This window comes from Roseovarius halophilus (ex Wu et al. 2025) (assembly GCF_047086965.1).
The window spans coordinates 511-22,448 of the sequence record NZ_JBKOTX010000017.1 but is presented as its reverse complement, the minus strand read 5'-3'; the positions used below and the strand labels follow the sequence as shown (position 1 = coordinate 22,448).

Genomic DNA, 21,938 nt, shown 5'->3' with positions numbered 1-21,938 from the left:
CTTCGTTGGATCCGCCGAATCAACCGCGACCGAAGTCACGCCGACCAACTCACCATCCACGGCCACGTGGAACGCCGATACCGGCAGTGTTTCATCAATCGCCTCGGACATGTTCAACGTGAGCTGGTTACCATCAAAGGTGGCGCCGCCCACCAGCGTTGGCGGAATACGATCCTGCGGCTCGGTGGTCTGCTCGTCGTTATCGATCACGAGCTCGCGCGCGGTGGAGTCCGGCGAGACGTTCCCGGCCAGATCGGTACCGCGCACGATGATGCTGTGCGAGCCCTGCCTCAAGGCATTGCCGGTATAGGTAAATGCCCACTCGCCATTGGTGACGCCCGCACGGCCGAGCTTGACCTCGCTGCCATCTGGCAGCGCGTCATAAATATCGACATAGACGGTATCGAGCTGCGAGTCATTGCTGCCACGACTTGGGATGCTGCCCGTAAGAGTAAACAAGCGATTGCGTTCAGTAGTGGCTGCCTGCGTGTCCGGGTCTGTGTCGCCATCGGCGCTCATCAATACTGGCGTGCTCGGCTTAACCGGCTCGCGGGTCTCAACTTGCAGGTTGTAGGAGCCAGAGACGGCGCCCAGGTTCATGCCCTTCCAGGCGCTTTCATTACCGGCCAAATCGATGGTGCGCGCTGCCACGTAAAGCTGCTGATCCGGCAACGTGGTGCCATCAGGCACAGCAAAGCTAAGCGTGCCGTTGTCGATATCCGCCTGTGTGAGGATTCGTGTGGCACGGTATTGCTCGGTGGAGTTGGTCGATGATGAGTTCCGGATCTGGAAATCGACCTCCGCGCCTGGCTGCAGGCCGGATGAGAGTTCCACCTCAAAAGTCGGCCCTGCCTCACGACTAATCCGGTCATTGTCGAAATAGCCTGAGTCGGTATCGGCCACCATCTTGATGGCCGCCGGCATTGGCGCCGTATTCTCGATTTGGACCGTCAAATCGCGGGTAGTGACATTACCCGCAGGGTCACTGACAACGATAAAGTAGTCGTTCTGGCCGAGAGGCTGGTTGTAATAGGCCGTCATCGAGAAGGTGCCCTCGGCACCGACCACGATCGGATCCCACGTGGTTTCGGCTAATCGCTGTTTTTCGCCCTTTTCAATCACACCGGTGCCGTTGTCATCGCGGTAGAGGTATATCTCACTGCCTGCGGGCGCCGTACCACTGAAAACTGGCTTACGCGCGCTGGTCACCGCATCATCATCCGCTGCGCCGGTGTCCTTACTCGCGTCAAGGCCGACGGTGATCTCGCTGCTAGCGGGTGCGGTAGTGTCAATCACCAGGTCATTGATGGGTGACAGCACACTGATATTGCCGGCGGCATCATGGGTGCGAATGGCAATCTCATGGGTGCCATCCGGCAGCGGATCGCCGTTGTACTCAAAGTGATAGCGCCGATCAGGCCGGTGGGTAAACCCGAGACTCTCGAAGTCGCTCTCGCCCTCTTTTCTAATCATCAGTTCGAGACGATACGTGCCGGTAGGCGGGTTATAGCTGCGATTTTTTGCCTCGAATAAAAGCCCCGTGTTGCGATTAGTTACGCTATTTGCACCGCCGTCATCAGAGCGATCCCGACTAGCCAGCGTGGGGCTAATCCGAGCATTTGGATCGCCGGTGGGCGCGCTATCAATCGTCAGATCAAAGTAGGCCTGATACTGAGTATTCTCGGCCTGATCCCGGAGGTAATAGCGGAAACGGCCACTCACCACGTCAGCAAGCGCGGTGGCATCGGCATAGCCGCGATCCACATCGGCCTGCGTTAACTCATAGTTCACCTGGATACGCGACGTCGGCGTTGTTGTATCTCGATTGATAATCACGCGATTACCGGCCTCAGCGTCCGGGGGTAATGTCACCCGGAAGGTCGGCTGCGTATTGTTCGTCGTCAGGTCGTGCTGACCGATGCCGGTGTTGTTTTCGGCAAAGTCCTGATTGGGCGCGAGCCAGAAATCTCGCCCACCGGTTGGGCTGTACGTATCGACGCGTAGCTTGATGGGGTCGGAGACACTCGCCGCGCCTTCGCCCGGCGCCGTGGTAACGACCCGCAGGTTGTAGTCACCATCGGTAATTAACCGCAAGTCAATATAGACGTCGCCGTTGTTATTGAGGGTTAGCGTCCCGGTCTTATTAGTTGTGCCCTGATAAACCCGAAGCGACGCTTCCCCGGGATCCTGAACGCCGTTGTTGTTGGTATCGTCAAACACCGAGACAAAACTACCCGGCGTGCCGTTATTGACATAAAGCCGAGGCGGTGAACCCCAAGATTTATCCGTAAAGAGGGTGCCATCATCAGCGGTGGTAACAATGTCGCCTGCCCTGACGCTGACTTCGGGCACAGCCGGGGTATCGGTCTCAACCGTTAGATATTGATAGGTGTAGCCATTGTGGCCGCTTTCATTGCCGGCTCTATCAACCGCTGTTGCGCGAATGCGATAGCTGCCGTCAGCAAGTGACGGCACGTCATAGTGCATGCTGAAGTAGCGGTTATTTCGGCCATGGCCGACGCCCAGCAATGACTCCGTCTCGGTCTGGTAGTCGTAGACATAAAACTTCAGGTAAGCGGCGTCGCTGCGGCCCTGAGCGTACAGGGTGAAATCACTGCCACTCCGAACGATCGCTTTGTTAGCAGCGGTCTCTTGGCCGTCACCCGCATCTAGTTCAACGTAACTATTACGGGCCTTGTTAGGATTGCTCGCATCAACATAAACAAATTGCTCAAGACGATGGTTACCGTTTCCGTACTCCGTGGTGTACCAATACACGCGGGTGGTGCTGGTGAAATTGCGAGTGGTCTGGATATCGATAAAACCATCGTCAATATGATCCTGGGTCAAACCCATCAGACCACTGGCCCAATACGACCGCTCACGCAAGCGGATCTCGTCCCCCACCTCGGCATGGCTGCCCAAATGTATCCGCACCATTGGTCTGGCGATATCGGTGAGCACACGATCGATTTCATCGGCGTATCGGGTTACGTTGCCATCCTCGTCGGCAGCGACCAACTCCGCGTACTGGAACACTCGGGCGTCGTTTTCGACCGACGGGACAACCTCAACCCAACGGCTCGCACCAGTCCGGCCTTCATAGCCTGACTGATTGACGACCGCGGCACGCAGGTTGCTGTAAACCCCCACGTCCAGCGCCGCATCGTCACGTACGGTTAAATCCACCGACCCGTTGCCAACATTCGTACTCGTTAGCGTGGCGCGAGCCATTTCAGTACCGCCGTTACGCAGGATCACCACATCGCCAATTCCGGCATCATCGGCCAGATCAATCCGGAACGTCGGCGTTGTATCGTCCGTGATGCCATCCGGCTGCATCGTACCGTCATCAGCAACCAGCACCGGCGGTGCGGGCATATCCGGCGGCGGGTTGCGATCCGAGGTTAACGTCAGTGTGGTATCACCCACTTCAGTGCCATCGGCGGCGATCGCATAGGCGCTCAGGTCATTCGCGCCCTTAATGAGGCCAACATCACTGAGTGTGAACGCGCCTTGGGCGTTGGCGGTGGTGCTGCCGATCAGCACGTCATCCTCGCCCGTCACCTCACGATAGACCCAAACCGTCGAATGGGCAGGCATATAGCCCTTGAGGCTGACTCGATTACCCCAGGTATTGATGGTGCCGTCATCGGCGTTGCCTGAGTAATTCTCCGCGTTAGCCAGCGTGAGCGTGTTCTCCCGGCCGGTGACCGGGTCGAGGGCCTGCGGATCAATCTCCAGGACCATCGGTCCAGACGGATCACTCGTATTCCCGGCGGCATCCACTGCCCGCACCACGATGACATGCTGGCCTTCGGTTAACGCGGTGCTGTCGTGGGTCCAGCGCCAATTATTAGTGCCATCAATCACCGGCGTACTGCCTGCCAGCGAACCATTGATGTAGACATCAACGCGCTGAGCCTGCGTCCAATTATCAACCGTGCCCTCAAGCGTGAAGCCATCATTGTGCGCGGTAATGACATCGGTATTGTTTGAGCCGGTGTCATCGGCGCTGCGCAGGCTCGGAACACCCGGCGCATTTGGCGCGGTGGTATCCACCACCAAGCGCTGCAAATAAGTCTGCGGGCTGAGGGTGCCGTCGGGCTTCAACAACCGGGCGTTGATCGTTGTGTGAGTGGTCTCGTTAAGGAAGTAAGGATGACTGCCAGCAAAGCTCACATCCGAAGCTTCTAACGTTGCTGTCCCGGTATTAACAATCGAACTACCGTTAGGAAAGGCAAAGTCAAACGTGGCATCCGGTCGGGTCGTCGAGGCCACTTCAGTGGCGCTAAGCTCGGTGCCCCACCATGACTGATAAGAGTAAATTTCACCGGTAAACGAATTACTCGCATCACTCGAATACCCAAGGCGCTGAGAGGGACCATTAAAATCTGAGTGAGTTGTAGTGAGATCAGATGCAACCAGTGCTCCATCAACATAAAGATGATGGCCGCCATTGCCCAAAGTAAACGTGACGGTATGTACCGCACCGTCCAGAAGGTTGAGGCCTGTCGACTCTATCGTCCCGCCTGTCCAAACGCGCGAATGAATATTCCCATCGGAAGTGATGTAAAGATGACGGTCGTGCCCACCATCCCTGACCTCAAACAGACCACCAGCCGTTGTGGTGCGGAATGTGATTTCTCGGCTAATGTTTGTTTCAGGCTCATTAATCTGCAGATCGATATAGCTGTTGCCATTAAGCCGCAAAATACCGTCATCTTCCGGGCCGAGATCGACATAGCCCTCAGAGATATCCACTTGGCTGAGGAACGCCTGACCGAGCAGCGAACTCGTGTTGTCGTTCTTGTAGACGTTAATGGCATCGCCAACCTCAGCGCGCTCAGGTAGGTAAACCCGATAACTCGGATGGGTCTCTGCGGTGATGCGGTCGCCATCAGATAACCCGTTATCGGACCCCGGTTGCAGGACAATGCCCAGCGGGCGATCTGCGGGGGTTTCGGTTGTCCAGTCCTTCGAGGCCTCGACGTTGGTACTCGGGTCGGCCGATGTACTATCAAACGCCACCCAAAGCGGATCCGTGGGCTCAGACCGATTACCGGCCGCATCCACCATCACCGCGCGGAAGGCGCGGGTGCCATCGGCGTAGGGCTGGCCTTCGTAATTAAACGACCAGTAGGTGGTAGAGCGTGAGAGGATAACCGCTTCACCAATCGGGTTATTGGGATCCAGATCGTCATAGATTTCGACTGCGACAACATCCTGACTATTATAAAGCCGGCCCCGGAGCGTGAAGTCGGTAGATCGAAGCGTACGGCCCTCACTATCAAGGCCATTATCAAACGTAATCCCACCCCGGATTGTAGGAGCATCGAGCACGGTAAAGCGGGGCATGACCTGCTTGGCGCCGACATTGCCGCTGGCATGGGTCACCCGGGCGTTCAAGTCATCATAGTCGGCCGCGCTGAGCGTGCCAGCCGCCAATGTGAGTGTCACAACGCCTTGCTGGCGTGCACCGGCCCCAATCGTGGTCTGCGCGAGCTCAGTATTATTCTGCAGCAGCGTTACCGTATCGCCCGCGTTGGCGTCATCGGCCAGATGCACCCGGAAGCTCAGTGGCTCATAGACACTGGTCACTCGGTCATTATTCAGCACGCCTGTGTCGCTTGATGACGCCAACTCAATGCGCGTGGGCGGTGCCGGCGGCTGCCTATCGACACTGACATCCAGTGCATCACTGGCGCTGCTCTCGTTACCGGCCCGGTCATAGGCAACGACGCGTAGCGCCCGATCGCCTGTGCCCAGATCAAGGTCGTCGAAACTAAAAAACCCCCCGGCATCGGCGGTGGTCTCGGCAAGCATTTCGCCTGCTTCTACCGCGCCATCACCATCCAAGTCATCAAACAGAATGACCCGAGACCGTGCGTCGGTATTGTCGTCATCAATAACCGCCTCAGCGCGGCCTTCAAGGCTGACCACGCCATCGACCGGCGGGTTAACCAAGGTCAACGATGGGGTGTCCGACTGGTTATCCACCACCACGCGAAGATCGCCGGCGTTACCTTCATTACCCGCAGCGTCCACCGCCCTCACAGTAAATAGGGAGCCGCCGGACGGGAGTGTCTGGCTCAGCGTGTGTTGGAAGTGACGGAGATCGAGATTCGGATCACCGCCAAACTCGGTGCGATCAAGGCTCGCAACTAACTGCGTTTTCTGACCGGTCAGGTCCCCATCGATGCCGGCCACGCCATAGTCATCACGATCATTTCGATGGGTGACTTCAGCTGAGCGATCTCCGCTATCCCAGGCAGCATTCACCGCGGCTTTGCTCTGCACCTGATTGCCATCGGCATCCACCGCCGCCAGGGAGCGAGCATAGGTCTCACCATCACTGCGCACGTCGATGAGTAGCTGCACCATACGGGTCTTGTCGGCAGCCCCGTCATAGGCGGCCATCAGCCAACGGCTGTCGCTGTCCCCATAACGGAAGGCCGTAGCCGGCAGCGGACCACCCAGCGCAGCACCATTAATCATGCCGCCATTCAATGTAATCGACGCCGCGTCTAGCGCGTTTAAGTCTTCTAGAATTTTGCCAGTGTCACCCGTGCTGAGCGCCCCGCGGTTAAAGTAATCGGGCTCAAACGAAAACCCTTCCCGCAAGCGCGGATCGGCGCTGGTGCGATAAATATTGAGCGCCTCAGCATCCCCAGGATAGGTGCCTTGCAGGGTCAGATGGGTATCCCTTCCAGTGAACCCATCGTCATCCAGACCGCCGGTGTCATTGCCGGGCGCGAGCCCCAAGTTGGTCGGTGCTTCGGGGCCGACCGTATCAACGGTGACTTTAATCGATGGCGAGCTGCGGCTGTTGTTGCCAGCAGCATCCGCTACCTTCATGGACAGATTATGGCTGCCATCCGCGAGCTCGCCGCCCGCTGGCAGACGTACATCGATGAAGCCCGCTGCGATGGCGTCTTCATCGGCCAGCAGTGAGTAGATTTTGGTATTGCCATTGAAGAGCTGCACCAAGTCGCCGGCCTGCATCTCCCCGGGCAGGGTCAGGCGCAGTTCCGGCCGAGACTCTGAGGTGAGGAAGCTACCGCCGCTAATGCCGTCTTCGGCATTGAACACCGTGGTGTCACTGCTCGCCAGCAACGAAATACTGATCGGCTCACTCGCCGGAATACCGCGGCGAATCACGGTGAAGGGTTCAGAGGCGACCGGGTCCGCTAAATCCGATGAAGGGACAGTCACCGCGCGCAAGACGTTGGTTCCGGTGCTCAGATAAAGCCGAACAGAAAATGCGCCTGTGGTCGCGTCACTGGTGGTTGTGGCTACTCGCTCACCAACGGTGTATTGCCCATCACCGTCCACATCGTTAAAGACCATGACCGTCTGGCCAGGTGTGAGCACGCCCTCAATGTAAACACGACCGCTTTTAGTGATGCCGTCATTCTGGCTCAGACCGGTATCGTCACCGGCCTTGAGCTGGAGCTTGCCAAACTGCGGCACCGGCGACTTTTCGGTCGGGTCGATGATCAGCTCAAACTGCTCGGTGGGCGCTGTTGGCACGCCCGAGGATCGATGCGTGACGGCGGTTATCCAATAAACCCCGGCATCGAGCTCGGGACCGTCATAGGTGAATTTGGCGTATCGGTTGTCGTTAGGCGCGGCAGTACCTAAAAGCGCGCCATTGGCATAGAAATCGACTTTGGTAACCCAAGTGCCGAGCCGGCCGGTGGTCAACGTGAACCCGGTTTGAAGCGCCGTGATGTTGTCGTCCGAGGCCACGCCCGTATCGTCCTGATCCATCAGGCCTAAACCAGAAGCAGCCTGCGGCCCCTCGACATCGACATAGGCATACGGCTCAGCCGCACCTGGATCCCGGATACTCGAGGCATTACCGGCTTGGTCTACGATGCGGCCGAAAAAGGCGTATTGCCAAGAACCAAATTTGATACTGGTGCCATTGAACGTCCGCCGATCACGCATATCCTCCGCTGGCGTGACATCGACATAACCGCGCTCGATATCGATCTGGGTTAACAGTGGGTTATCAACCAAATGGCTGGCACGCGGTGCATCTGACTTCGGATGGCGGTAATACACCTCGAGACGATCACCCTCTTCCACCTTATCGGGGAGATAGGCCCGCAACGTTGGGCGCAGCGTGTCGTAGATCCCATCGTTAGGATAAAGCCCTGAATTGTCGGCGGCAGTGGACGGCGCAATACGCACCATTTGCAGCGATGCCACTGAGGTGTCGATGGTCAGGGCAATGGGTGCGCTCGGTGCGCTGTAATTGCCGGCCTCATCCACCTGGATGAAGCGCAGAACATGCCGCCCCTCAGGCAGGTCATGCAGTACCCGCGAACTAAATCGGCCATCATTACCGACATCGTCGTAGCTGCCATGGAGCTCAATCTCTTCGGTCGGATCAAAGCGGCCATCGCCGTCTCGATCGGCGAACAGAATCAACTCTGAGCCGGGCTCACCCCGACCCTGGAACCACGGCTTGGTGACATTGGTCAGCCGATCACCGGCAATGCCGCTGTCCGAATCACCCCGCAGGCGAATGTCACTCGGCGCAGTGACCGAGGTATCGACTACTAGGCTTAAAGCGCCCGAGGCATTGCTGCGATTACCTGCGGTATCGACCGCCACAACGGTAATTTCATGGCTGCCATCAGCTAACGGCGCCGTTGAGTTGGGGACGGTAAACTGCCAGCGGCCGCGCTCGGATAATGCCGTTGTGCCAAGCAACCGGCCATCGGCATAGATTTCGGCAAACGCGACCCCCTGGGAGGTGTTCATGCTCCCGTAGACACTAAACCCATTACCGCGGCTAATAGGGCTATTCTCGCCGACTAACTGCGGGTTACCGGGGTTGCTGGGTGCGCTGGTGTCAATCACGAGCGCTGGCATATCGCGAGCCGGGCTGGATGTACCACCCGACACCACCTGCGCGGAAATGCCGCTGCTTCCCACGTAGGTCGCGTTATTAGATAACGGCTTCCACGGCGCCAAGTCGATGTGGCCGGTGGTGATATCCGCGGAGTCCAGCTCACGCGACACAATCAGTGTGGTGCCCTGATAGATCTCCACCGTGTCGCCAGCGGCAGTGCCGCTATTGAGCGACACGCGGAACGTCGGCACGACCCGGTTGGTGATGGCATCGGCACTCGAAACGCCTTCGTCGGTATCCGAGGTCAGCGTGATGTCGTCCGGCCGAAGGTTAGCGGAGTCGTTCACCAGCTCAGTGACGAATACCTCGTAACGCGATGTGCTGGTTGACACATTGCCGGCACGATCGGTGGACTGTGCAATCACCTCGTAAGGTGTATCGGCGGCCTCTAGCTGATTAAGCCGCGGAATGGTCAGCGTCCAAGTGCCATCGCTGCTGTCAGCTAGCAAGCCGGCCTCGGTGGTGTAGGTCGTCCCGTCAACCTTGACTTCGATGTCCGGGTGCTCGGCATAGGCAATGCCATCAATCAACACCACCAGACGGTTCGTATCGGCAGCGGCATAAGTGCCGGTCAGGGTGGGTGTGCCGGTTTCATCGACAACGCGATTGACCGTTGGCGCGCGCGGCGCGATTTGATCAACGCTCAGCGCCAGCGCCTCACTGGGTACGCTGGCATTGCCGGCGGTATCAAACTGCACCACCCGAACATATTGACTGCCTGCCGGCAGTTCGATGTTACTGAACGAATAGGCGCCTGTATTACCGTTGGCAGTCACACTGGCCACGAACTGTTCATCGCCCACGCGGCCATCGTTTCGAGAATCCGCATAGAGCCGGACCTCAGCATCTGGGTCAACCACACCACTAAAGGCCAAACCGGTGTTCTCGCGGGTAACATTGTCACTATCCGATACGCCGGTATCGTCGTCAGCCGAGAGGCTCGGCACCCAGGGCTTAGCCGGTGCGTTGCCGTCAATGGTCAGTAGGAATGGATCTGATCGGTCGCTGACATTCCCCGCCCGATCAATAGAAACCGCCGTCAGGACGCGGGTGGCATCCCCATCGGGCAAGTTGTCATAGCGATACACCCAATGGCCATCGTCGGTGAAATCCGCCAGGCCCAAGCGCGTGTCGCCATCGTAAACTTCGACGCGCTGGGTGTTCTTTTCCATCGTCCCCTGAATGACAAAGGCATCCTGGGACTGGGTAATCCCGTCAGTATTGGATGAGCCAGTGTCCTCAACCTTTGTAATCCCCGTGACCTTGGCCCATTCCTTGCTGGTATCAATGGTAAAGCCTTCGGCCGTATTACCGCCGCCTGGCATACGGCTGATATTGCCGGCGACATCCACAATGTAGCCATGAACGGCATTGGTGCCGACATAGGCCTTATCCGGCATGTCTTGCTTAGCGCGCAAATCGACATAGCCGCGGCCGCTGGCGGGCACGTCCGCCTCGGTCAGGACATAGCGCGAGAGCACGGTATTGTCGTCGGGGTCCGTGGTGTAACTGTTCCCGCGGATCAGCCACAGGGTGTCACCGGCCTGATGGTTCTCGTGCAGGCGTACGCGAAACTCTGGGCGGGTCTCAGCGGTGTAGCGATCATCATTGCGGAAACCGGTATCCGAGTTGGACCGCAGCGTGATGGACTGCACTGGCTCCGGGGCCTGGACATCCACAAACAGCTGCAATGACGGCGAGGCCAGACTGCGGTTGCCAAACTCATCTGAGGCGATCGCACGCAGAAAATGGGCGCCACTGCCGAGCGAGACATTTTCACTGAACTCGCCGGTCGTGCCGTTCGCGTCCAGCTCCGCGAGCAATTCGCCATCATCAATGATGTTGTCGTTATTGCGGTCATCAAAGATCTGCACCGACGCTCCAGGCCGAGCCACGCCGCTGACTGAGATGCCGGTGGTTTTATTGATGATGCCGTCACTGGCGCTCTCACCGGTGTCATCATCGCTGTCGAGCGTGAGGCGACTCGGTGGTGGCAGCGATCCAATAAACTCAATGGTTTCTGTTGCCGCGGGGCCTTCGTTGCCAAGCAAATCAACGGCGCGGGCCTCAATGCTGTAGACACCTGAGCGAAGGGGTGCACCACTGTAGAGGAAGCTAAACTCTGCGCCGGTCTCGGTGAGCGTGGGGATGGCCTCACCCAGCAGCTTGCCGTTGGCATAAATGTTGACCGAAATGGCATCCGCACTGACCAGGCCAGTCAAGGTAAAACCGGTGGTGCGGTTGGTCAGGTTATCGTCACTCGCGATGCCCGTATCGTCACTGGCAATTAACCCGAACTCTTCAGGCGCTGGCAAACCGGTGGTGTTAATCACCAGCGACTGCAGCGCCAAATCAGGGCTGACATTACCGGCGCGATCCACCAGCCTGACTTTCAGGTCGTCATAGACACCATCATCCAGGCGGGCTGCTGGCGTGACCTGCAACTCAATCGCGGCACTGGCCAGATCACGCAATGTCACGCTCTCGCGAATGATCACGTTATTGCCGTTCATTAACAGCATTTCATCGCCGACCTGCACGCCCTCCGGTAGCTGCAGGGTCAGCTTGGGCTCGGCATCGTTGGTAACGGTGCGGCCTTCCGAGTCGGTGAGCTCGAGACCACCGGCAGTAATGACCTGGGCGTAATTGGGCAGGAAGGGGTTATCTAGGTTAACCGTGATCTCAAGGGGCTCAGCGGGTTCACGGGCATCCCCCACCAACCGAGACGTCTCATCGTTCTCGCCGGCATTCAGCGTTTCCAGTGCCCGAATGCGATACTCGCCCACACCCACGATAATGTCGGCTGCAAACAAGCCCGTGGTGGCATCCGCCTCTAGCGTGGTCAACTCGTTATCGCGGTTTTCTTGATAGACGGTGAGTGCCTCACCGTCATCCAGAATGCCATCGTCATTGCGATCATCGAATAGCGTAACCGTCGCCCCAGGCGTCGCTCGGCCGCGGATGGTGAGCTTGGTCTCGTTGGTAACCCCGTCCTCAGACACGGGCCCGGCATCATCGGCCTGATCGAGCCACAGGTAGTCGCGCTGATAGGCCTTGCTATCAACCCGCATAAAGATCGGCGAACTGCCGGTGCCTTCAACGCCGTTAATGCCGACGCCACGGGCAAAAATTGTATGCACGCCGTCGACAAGCGCAGGGCCCTCGTAGGTAAACGACCAGCTTCCGGCGATATCGCTAGGCTGCACTTCACCGAGCAGACGGCTACCCGCGTAGATACGCACCAGGGCAGAATCCCGCCCAGCCCCACCTGAGACGCGCCAACCAGTGCCCTTCGCAGTGACGCCGTCACTATCGCTCACCCCGCGATCATCGGCATCATCAAGGGTAATCGAAGGCGAGCGCGGCTCACGATCTGGATACGCATAGTAGGTCTGGTCAAGGCGCCCACCGGCGTCGCTATTATCCGCCTCATCAGTGATGATTGCCCGGACCTGCGCAAACTCGCGCAAGTTATTCCCTCGCCACGTGCCCCAGAGCTCCCAATCGGTTAGACGCACGTCCGTATAACCGTTGGTGATGTCGGTGGCGGTGACCCTTGCATCACCAGAGTATCGCCAATAGCGGCCCCATTTTTGTTGGATTTCAATTTCGTCGCCGACACCGACGTTCTCGGACAAAATCGCCCTCAGCGTTGGGTGCCGACTGGTAACAAGGTTAATGTCATCAAGTAGGCCATCTTTTGCTTCAGGCACCGGTACGACTGTCAGCACCTCGCCCGGCGTGCGATCCACGGTGATGGTGAGCGGCCCGCTTGGGGCGCTGCGATTACCCACCGCATCCACTGAAATCACCCGAATCTGATGGGTACCTTCCGTTAACTGAAAGGGCTCAATGTGGACAGAGAAGCTGCCGTCGTTCCGCGATACGGTATAGTTCTCGCGAATGATCAACCGCTCGCCAGAGTCCATCGAGCCGTTGCCATTGAGATCATTGAAAAAGATCAGCTCAGTCGAGCGGTGAGCGCCATCCACGTAGTAGGAAGGCTCAGCCCGACCCGTTATGTAATAGGTGTGGTAGACCGCCCGGTTGGTGATGTTATCGCCATCAACGCCGCTATCGTGGTTTGGGTGCAACTGCAGGTTGGAGGGCGGGGTGATGACCGTATCGACAAGAATATCGAAGGTGTTTGACACCTCGGTGCGATTGCCTGCCAGGTCAATGCCAACCGCTGTGACTTCGTGGTTGCCATCGGCAAGCACTGCTTGGCTTTGGTTGTAGTCAAATACCCAACTGCCCTCCTCGGCAACGGCCGCCGTGCCGACCCTTTTGCCGTCGATGAACACATCAACCGAGACCACCTCGCGGTGATCACTGGCCGTGCCGTACAAATGAAAGCCATTGCCGCGATCAAGCCGGCCATCCGAGTCTGTGCCTGGATATTTCAGCGTCCCAGTGTCATCGCCCTGCAGCACCCCGGTGACGGTGGTGTTGGTGTAACTCGTCCCATTGGTGTCGATCACCACCCGCTGCAGGGTGGTCTCCGCACTCGTCTGATAGCCATCCGCCTGCAGCCGCAAAATCTGGGCATGGATATCGTCATGGGTGGTTCCATTCCAGCCACCGCTCGCCAGTGATGCATGTGGCTGCAGATCAACGTAGTAGGTGCCATTACCCCCCCGATCGACTAGGTCGCTGGACTGCAGCGTATAGCGCAAAATGTCCGTATTGCCTTCAGCAAGGCGAACCACGTCACCCGCTTGAACGCCATTGCTGCCATCCACATTCAGGCCAATACGGAAAAACGGCGCGACTTCCCGGGTGATGCCGTCATCGTTGTAGAGCCCGGTATCGCTTTGCGGTGCCACGGCAATTGAGGTCGGCGCTAAGGCGTCGGGGTCAGTCGGCGGCAGAATGCGAACTGGCTCACGCCCCTGACTCAAGATGACGTTGCCCGCCAGGTCATCGCTGCGCACGATGACATCGTAATTCGTGCCGCCATCGCGTTTGAGCTCGTAGGCCTCCTCAATCGCGATCGACCATGTCCCCGCACTGGAATCGAGGGTGAGACCCGCCACCGTCGTACGGTCGGTATTGTCATCGACGCGGACCACTTCACCGGCGGTCTCGCCGTAGACTCGATCACCCACGCGCACATACAGCGCATGGGTATCGGTGGCGTCATAGGTACCGCTGATCGTCGGCGTGCGATCGGTGCCTGAGAACATCTCAACAGTGGGGCGAGTCGGTGGTTCGACATCCACCTCAACGCGAAGCGAGCCGCTGAGATCGCTTTCATTGCCGGCCAGATCGTCCTGACTGACGCGCAGGAAGCTCACCCCGGGCGCCAGCGCCATATCGGTGAAGCTGTATTCGCCATTACTGTCAGCCTGCTTCTCCGCAATTAAGGTGGCATTGGCTGTGCTGTCATCGCCAAAATCATAGAGACGGACGATCGCATCGGCGTCCGCCTGACCGCTAATGGTCAGGTCGTCTTTGAGCTTGGTTATGCCATCGCTATTGGAGGCACCGGTATCGCTATCGGTACTTAATTGCGGCGCACTGGGTGCGCTCGGCGCGGTGGTGTCGACGGTGAAATGAACCGGGTTACTGTCACCAGACCAGTTGCCGGCGTTATCCATCGAGCGGAACCGAATGGTGTAATCACCATCGTCCAGCGGGTCATGTTCGCCATTGCCATCAGGAATACCTGGCACCACAAAAATTGTGTGCCGGTTCTCTGGGGTGGTCGACGTCGTGTCGATTAGATGGGTTTGGCCACTCGGGTCGGTCAGCGTCGCCTGAGTGCTCACTGCATGGGTGTGCTGGAGGAAATTAAAGCCTAGATTGGTGTTATGGCTGGTCACCCGATCACGGTTGTCACGCCCTGAATCACTCGAATCCATCAACGGCGATGGATAGGTCGAGTGGTTCATATCCGGGGCAGTAGGCGAGACGACATCGGTTTCCCACGCGGGCAAACTCCAACCCACTTGATCTGTGCTCTCGTTACCTGCCACATCAGTCAAAACGCCATGAAGCCGGTTGCCCCCAGACCAGCCTCTATCAGACATATCCTCCAAATACATGGACGAGGTTAGAACAACATAGCCATCACTGATGTTGTCTGTCGTGAGAATATGGCTGGCGAGAACCGTCGATCCACCTTCGAGGGTCAGGCGCATGCCCTCGCGTGCGGCTACTGAACCATGCACATTCTTGGGCAATTCAAAACGGAAACTTGGCCGTTGATTGTTGGTGACAAAGTCGATATCACTAACACCGGTATCCGCCCCATCCAGCGGAATCGGCGCATCGGGCCCGAAGGGTGATTGGCGATCGACCGTAATGACCAACGGGTCACTTGAGGTGCTGTAGCTGCCATCAGGTTGCAGGATGACGGCACGCACGCTGTGCGTACCCGACCCGAGCTCAAGGGTCGTCGAGAAGTAGCCATTGCTATTGGTGGAAAGCGGCGAAGCCGTCAGCCATTCGCCCTCATCGACGGTGCCATCGCCGTTTTGATCACGAAACAGAATGATCTGGCTGTTCGGGTTGGCATAACCACTAACACGCTGCGTCACCTTAGACGTAATATCGTCGCGATCACTAAAGCCCGTGTCATCGGCTGAGTTGAGCTGCAGGTCGTAGGGCGCATCGCCACCGAACGATATCGCATTAGTTGCGAGGTTTGCCGTGCCGCTATTGGTCACCGTGTAGTTTGGGAATGTCAGGCTGTATTCCGCCGGATCACGCGCAGTAGCATCCCCGACTTCACTGGCTGTTAGCTCTTGATGCCAAGACTCGTATTTTTCGATCTCGCCGACGAAGTTATCCGCGCCATACTTGGATTTACCGAGCAGTTGGTATTTGTCATCGTTGTAATTTGAGCTGGTAAAGTTACCGTCCTTCTTAAGCACGCCATCGACATAGACCCGATGTCCATTGTTGCTACCCAACGTAAACGTGACGGTATGGGAGTTTCCATCAGTGAGATTCAGCCCCGTTGAGAGCAGGATTTCTTCGTTCCAGACACGCGAGCCGATATTGCCATCAGCAGTAACCCAGAGGTTGCGGTCGTGACTAGAACCCTCCTGTACGGCGAAAAGCGCACCACCCACGGTGGTGTTAAACGTAATTTCTCGGCTTATGTTGGTTTCAGGCTCGTCAATTTCTAGACGGACAAAGTCAGAGCCATTGAGCGTTAAGTTGGAATCACCCTCGGTCTGCAGGCGCAATTGCAGGGTCTTGTTGCTGGAATCCGTCTCGACGTTGGCTAACCGCAAAGTGTCGCCGGTAGCAATGGTCGGATGACCTGTTGCCGAGTCGTTGATCGTCAGGCCGCCACCCGAGGCGCTGCCGGAATACCGCACCAGCCGCCAGCTGCCCCAGTCCCGGTTACTCAGATCGCCATCACCGACACTGACCTCGAGCGAGCCCGCCAGATCCATATCGGTGACACCCGTGATTTCGGCGTCTTCACGGCTGTTGCCGTTATCAACCAGCGTCATGTCCAGTGTGCCGCCGTCCACGATGGTCAACACACCATTGATATCCAGCGGGCGGTCGAGCGCTAAGGTGCCGCCATCTTCAACCGTCATCGAACTGGTGGTCTTTCCACCGCCCGAGAAGGTACCGCCGCTCTCAACCGTAACAGCGGTCGAACCGAGGCTGCCCGTGAGCTTGAGCTCACCGCTTTGAACGGTGGTGGCAGCGCTATAGGTGTTTGCCCCGGAGAGTTCAAGCGTGCCGGTACCTGTTTTGATGAGGCTGCCGCCACTACTGATCACACCGGAGAACGTGGTGTTGGCATTGTTGGCACCGACCGTCAGCGTGTGACCGTAAAGATCAATTGCACCTTCACCGGCAATCGATCCAACCGACTGACTCTCTGGATAGACCTCTAGCTCGGCACCCTCGGCCACGTAAACGGCGGTTTGATCAGATAATGAATCAACCCCGTCAGCCCCAAACCGAAGATACCCAGCCAAAACCTGCGTCCGCCCGGTGTAGGTGTTGGCGCCGGTCAGCGTCATCCGCCCGGTACCATCCTTGGTAAGCCCACCACTGCCTGAAATGACGCCACTGAACGGATCGTTGCCGTTGAGAACGGTGAGTATGCCGCCAGCCCCGGTGTCGATAGCGCCGCCACCGTTGTTAGGCGCTCCATCTCGGAACGAACTCCTCGCGTCCTCAAGATAGGTCACTGCCTGGTTGTAACCATTGAGGTTGAGCGTGCCATTACCATTGACGATCAGATAACTCTCCCGTGCGAGCATATTCTCGCCGGTCAGCGTCATCGTCCCGTTGTTAACGTAGGTGTTGCCGTTGTCGGTGTGCCGCAGGCGCTGTTTTATTTCGAGCTCGCCGGCACCGTTTTTAATGAAATGCCCGTCGCCCTCATACCGCACATCCATCGCCGCGGTATAGCCTGCCGCATGGTCGTATATGAGCGCGCCGTAATGGTCCGAATACACACGGGCTGCGGATAGCGACCCGGTTGTGCCGCCATCGCCAATTTGCACCGTCGTTTTGCGGGTGCTCTTGGCGAGGATGCTTACCTCACCAGTTGTGTCGACATCACCGGACAACACAATTTTTGTGTTGTTGCGGGAATACGCCGTCAGATCGCCTGAACCCGAGATATCACCCGCGATGGTCAGCGTTGCATCACCGTTATCAGCGTTGAGGTGCAACGTAGAGCCAGGCTCTGTACAAAAGTCATTAGTCAATATTGGCGCGACGTTTCCGGCAGTCTTGAGCGTCGCCTCTCCCGCAACAGTCACTGCGCCGGTCCCCAGCCCTGTCAGGTGGTCACCACTTCCGCTATCAACAGAAAAGTCAGCGATCAGCAGTGTGCCATCAACCAGCGTTGTGCCGCCGGTGTGGGTGTTCGCACCGGCGAGTTCAAGCTCACCACTGCCGTCTTTGATAAAAGCGCCTGCACCCGATAAATCACCCGCTGCCATCGTGCGATTGCTGCTGCTATCGAACGCGAAGACCGCGCCGCTCGCGACAGTCACCCCAGAGGTATCGGGGAACGTGACACCATTTCCGTTCCCGATTCGTAGCTCACCGCCATTGACCGTTGTCGCGCCTTCGTAAGTTTGATTGCCTGACAGAATAAGCTGACCAGACCCCTGTTTAACCAGTCCCCCCGCACCGTCCGCACCGCTGATAACACCGGAAAGGTGGTGATCGCCCCCATCACCCGCTGTCAGCGTGGCAGAACCCAGACTGATATCACCCGCCCCGGCGATGCTGCCCACCGTGAGGTTGTGGCCATTGAGATCGAGCGTTTTATTGTTCTCAATCACCACGGCAGTTGACGACGCTAGCGTGTCGGCGCCCGCCTGCTTAACGGTGCCATTACGGACCGTGAGTTTTTCAATGCCGGAGTAATCGACGCCATCAGCAAGGGTTAGGACATCATTACCATTTTTGATCAGGTGAATGCCCCCGCTTTGAGACCCAACCAGTAAATCCGTCTTAAGCTCAAACGCGGAATGGTAATTGCCGATATCAAATTTTGCGGTCTGCGCGCCATTGTTGATAACGGTACCCTCGCCAATCACTTCATTAACTGCAAGACGTCGGCCGTTCAGGTCGAGGGTTCCACCGGCATCAATCTGAATGTTGCTGTATTGGTAAACTTGGCTCACGTCATCATCGGCGTCGAGCGAATCGCTACCAGCAAGCTTGACCGTCGCCCCGTTCTCGATGATTAGTGCCAGACTGTCGTTACCGTTGCTGACAGCCCGGCGCTCGTTATCCCCAGAGTGCTTGTCTAGCACCACCGTACCGTCGGTGACCCTCATGCGGCTGTTGTTGTTATTCGCCTCGCTGCCGCCAAGCGTAAATTCCCCCGTGCCCTGTTTGATCAGCTCACCGCCACGGCTGGTGTTCAGCGTGCCGTTAAAGCGTGTGTCCGCACTGCCGCCGAACGTTAAATCATATCCCGAGAGAACCAGCTCACCCGCCCCGGCGATACTGCCAACGGTCTGGGCGCCATTGGTGTAGATATCCAGCTTGCCGACATCAGATATCAAAACATCAGTATTCGCACTGAGCTCGCCGCCGCCAGACTCCAACCGAATCTGCCCCTCGGCGATAAATGTCCGCCCGGTATGATCGCTTACACCGTGCAGGTCTAAATAGCCCCCTCCGCGTTTAACCAGTTCACCAAACCCGGTGAACTTGGAATAAACGTTTCGGTTATTGTTGCTAACGCCAATTTCCAGATGGCCCGTATTGCCAAAACTTCCCAGCACGATGCTGGAGTCGAGCGATGAATCGCTGTTGAGGTCGTTTATGACTTGCGTGTAACCATTAATATCCAGCGTCACGCTATCGTGGAGTTCGACAAAACTCGCTGGATTAAGGGCGTTATCTGCCCCCAGCTTCAATGTGACGCTACCGGTGAGATCTGTGCGTCCGGTGTAGCTGTTTTCCCCCGATAAGGTTTGGGTGCCGCTACCTTTTAAATAAAGACTGCCGCTACCCGAGATCTCGCCGGAAAAATTCGTTGCGCTCGTGGTGTCGATGGTAAGGTTTCGCCCACCCAGCTCAACCTGTCCAGCACCTTTTAACCCACCAATTGTTTGGTTGTTGTTGGTTAAATCGAGCACTGCATCGGTGCTGACTTCAACGATCGCCGTATCGTCGAGACCATTGCCGTTTGTAATGGTAAGCCGGCCTTCGTCAACTTTGACGCCTTCGCTAAAGTTGTCCGAATTGGTCAGCTTGAGCTCACCTGCGCCCGACTTAATTGCCGGGCCGCCGTCGCCAGTGATTTTGCCGTTGTAACTGACAGTTTTACCATCAGCGACGGCAATCACTGCATCGCTCTCAAGTGTGATGCCACGCCGGTAATCCAGCGCTAAATTTTCATCCACTAGCAGCGTAGCACCACTTTTGACCGCAACTCGATCTGGCGCACTGTCAAGGTTACCCAGCTGATTATCATTGCTGATCCGCAGCGTGCCGCCTTCAACAATCGTTTGACCGGAGTGGGTGTTCTCACCGGTCAAGATCAGCTCACCGTCTCCGCTCTTGACCAAATCTTGGTCACCGCCCAATCCACCAATGTGCTCTAGCGTGACGCCAGTACCAACATTCACCTCAGTGAGCTGGGCAGTGAGATCCGGCGCGGTCAGACTATTATTGGCGGCGTCTTCTAACTCATTGCCTTGAAAATCAAGCTCACCGAGCCGGATGCCTTTCGCCAGCAACTCTGCTGTCAAAAGCGGATCCTCAGTTGCTTTGACTTTATAAACTAGGCTATTGGTGGCACTGCTACTGTCGTCATAGCTCGCATTAAAGTCGAGTCCGCCAATATTGACGTAAAGGCTTGTCTTAGAGCGGTCTGAGTTGCCCGCAATGTCTTCACTGATCGATAGCGTAATGGCGACCTCGTCCGAAGCGACGGCGAGGCTAACGTTGTCAACGAACGGCTCGGTGGCATCAAGCTGCCAAGCCAACTCATCAAGAATGTCAGCGGTTAAAAGTGGTGCGGCAGTAACCTTGCCAACTTCGACTTCCAGCTCACTATCGCCCCCGTCGGCCGGCGCTGCCGTGGTGTCGTCAGATGCCGCAATATCTGCGCCGGTGAGCGTGGAGAGACTATCGACAAACACCCGCCCCGTTTGTTCTGCACCGATGTCACAACCATAGAGCAACAAATCAGCACCTGAGCGCATGGCATCGGTCCAGCCTGATAAGGCGGCCGTGCGCTCAGCTAATCGCTCACGGTCGATCACCTCATCGCCGACCACCAAGGCACCGGCCCGCCCGTGCGTCACCACATGTAGCTCAGAGACCTGATCGTAGTCAGACAAAATAGCGTCGATCTCGGCCAACGCATCGCCGCTACCCTCAAGGACATGAATACGGGCAACATCGCCAAGCGCGGACTGCAGCTCGGGTAGATTGGGCAGATAGCCACTGACAACCAAAACCCGCTCGCCGGCTGCCTCTGTGCTCGAGGACTGATCGGTCGGCTCGGTTGCCGTCTCCACCTCAAGCGCGCTTGAGCGCAGCCGCGGTGTGCGTTTCTCTTGCTTGGGCTTGCCCTCATCCGCAGAGCGCGTATCACGCCGCGGGTCGACCGGATTGGTAGGCTCGTCATCAATGCCATCGAGCGTTGGCACGAACGCGCCATCAAATATCAGCCGCGGCTCTAGCGCCAGCGGTGCCGGACGCCAAATCAAGCTGGCATGCGAGGAGCGCTTACGATCTGTCATTGCGCTGCCTCAAAGCGCACATCACCGCTCATGCCAGGCACAACGCCGCCCAGCTCATCAGTTAGCTGACCCTTGAGTCTGACCGTGCGGCTGACGGGGTCCACACGCACACCGATCTGGTGAACCTCGCCCGACAGCTGCAGAGGTAATTCATTGAGATGCAGCTTGAATGGCTCATTCCGGTCGAGCCACGCGAGCCAGTCCGATGGCACAAGGAATTCGACCTCTAGTGCAGTTGGATCGATCACATCGAGCAGCGGCTCACCGACGCGGATATACTCGGCCTCTCGCTTGCGAACACGCGCCACGACACCATCGAAGGGTGCGCGGACAATACATCGCTGGACCTGAGCGGCGGCCACCTCGACATCGGCCTCGACCGTCCGCTCTTTCACCTGCGAAAGTGTCAGCTCCAGATCACCCACCGAACGCAACTCTGCGAGCCGCTCATTTGTTTGGCGGATCTTCACCGCCTCTTCCAGGCTGGTATGTACTTTTTCAAGTCGTGCCCGCTCGACATCACAATTCAGTTCGGCCAGGGCATCTCCATGCTGAAACGCGTTCCCTTCGGCTACGTTCAATGACCTGATACGTCCTGACATCTCTGCGGCAAGCAGAGCCTCGTGCTTGGCGATGATCCGGCCCTGGGCAACTCCCCTCTCTACCGCAAGCAATCTCTGCTCCAGGTCGGCGCTGTTTGACGACTGCCCAGAGACCTCAGTAGCGGCTCCGCCTACCACCTCCACGACAAACAGCCACAAAATCCAATTAAGCCTCCCAAAAGACCCCATATCCTTTCTTCGATCCGTCAT

2 protein-coding genes (1 of these 2 running past the window's edge) are annotated in these 21,938 nt (G+C 57.5%); both read right to left on the bottom strand.

Annotated elements, in window-relative coordinates; translation table 11 throughout:
* Positions 1–21,126 carry the beginning of an Ig-like domain-containing protein gene (locus ACH107_RS05440; protein WP_412504964.1) on the bottom strand. It extends 21,747 nt beyond the left edge of the window, so 21,126 of the gene's 42,873 nt are visible here — the first part of the coding sequence; it begins with the start codon at positions 21,124–21,126; its stop codon lies beyond the left edge, outside the window.
* On the bottom strand, positions 21,123–21,938 hold the full coding sequence (locus ACH107_RS05435) for an efflux RND transporter periplasmic adaptor subunit (protein WP_412504963.1): 816 nt from the start codon (positions 21,936–21,938) through the stop codon (positions 21,123–21,125). The genes ACH107_RS05440 and ACH107_RS05435 overlap by 4 nt, the downstream gene beginning before the upstream one ends.

What these genes read in the sequence shown, in the direction of transcription:
- ACH107_RS05435 (WP_412504963.1), bottom strand. Translation starts at nt 21,938, where the DNA reads ATGACGGATCGAAGAAAGGATATGGGGTCTTTTGGGAGGCTTAATTGG.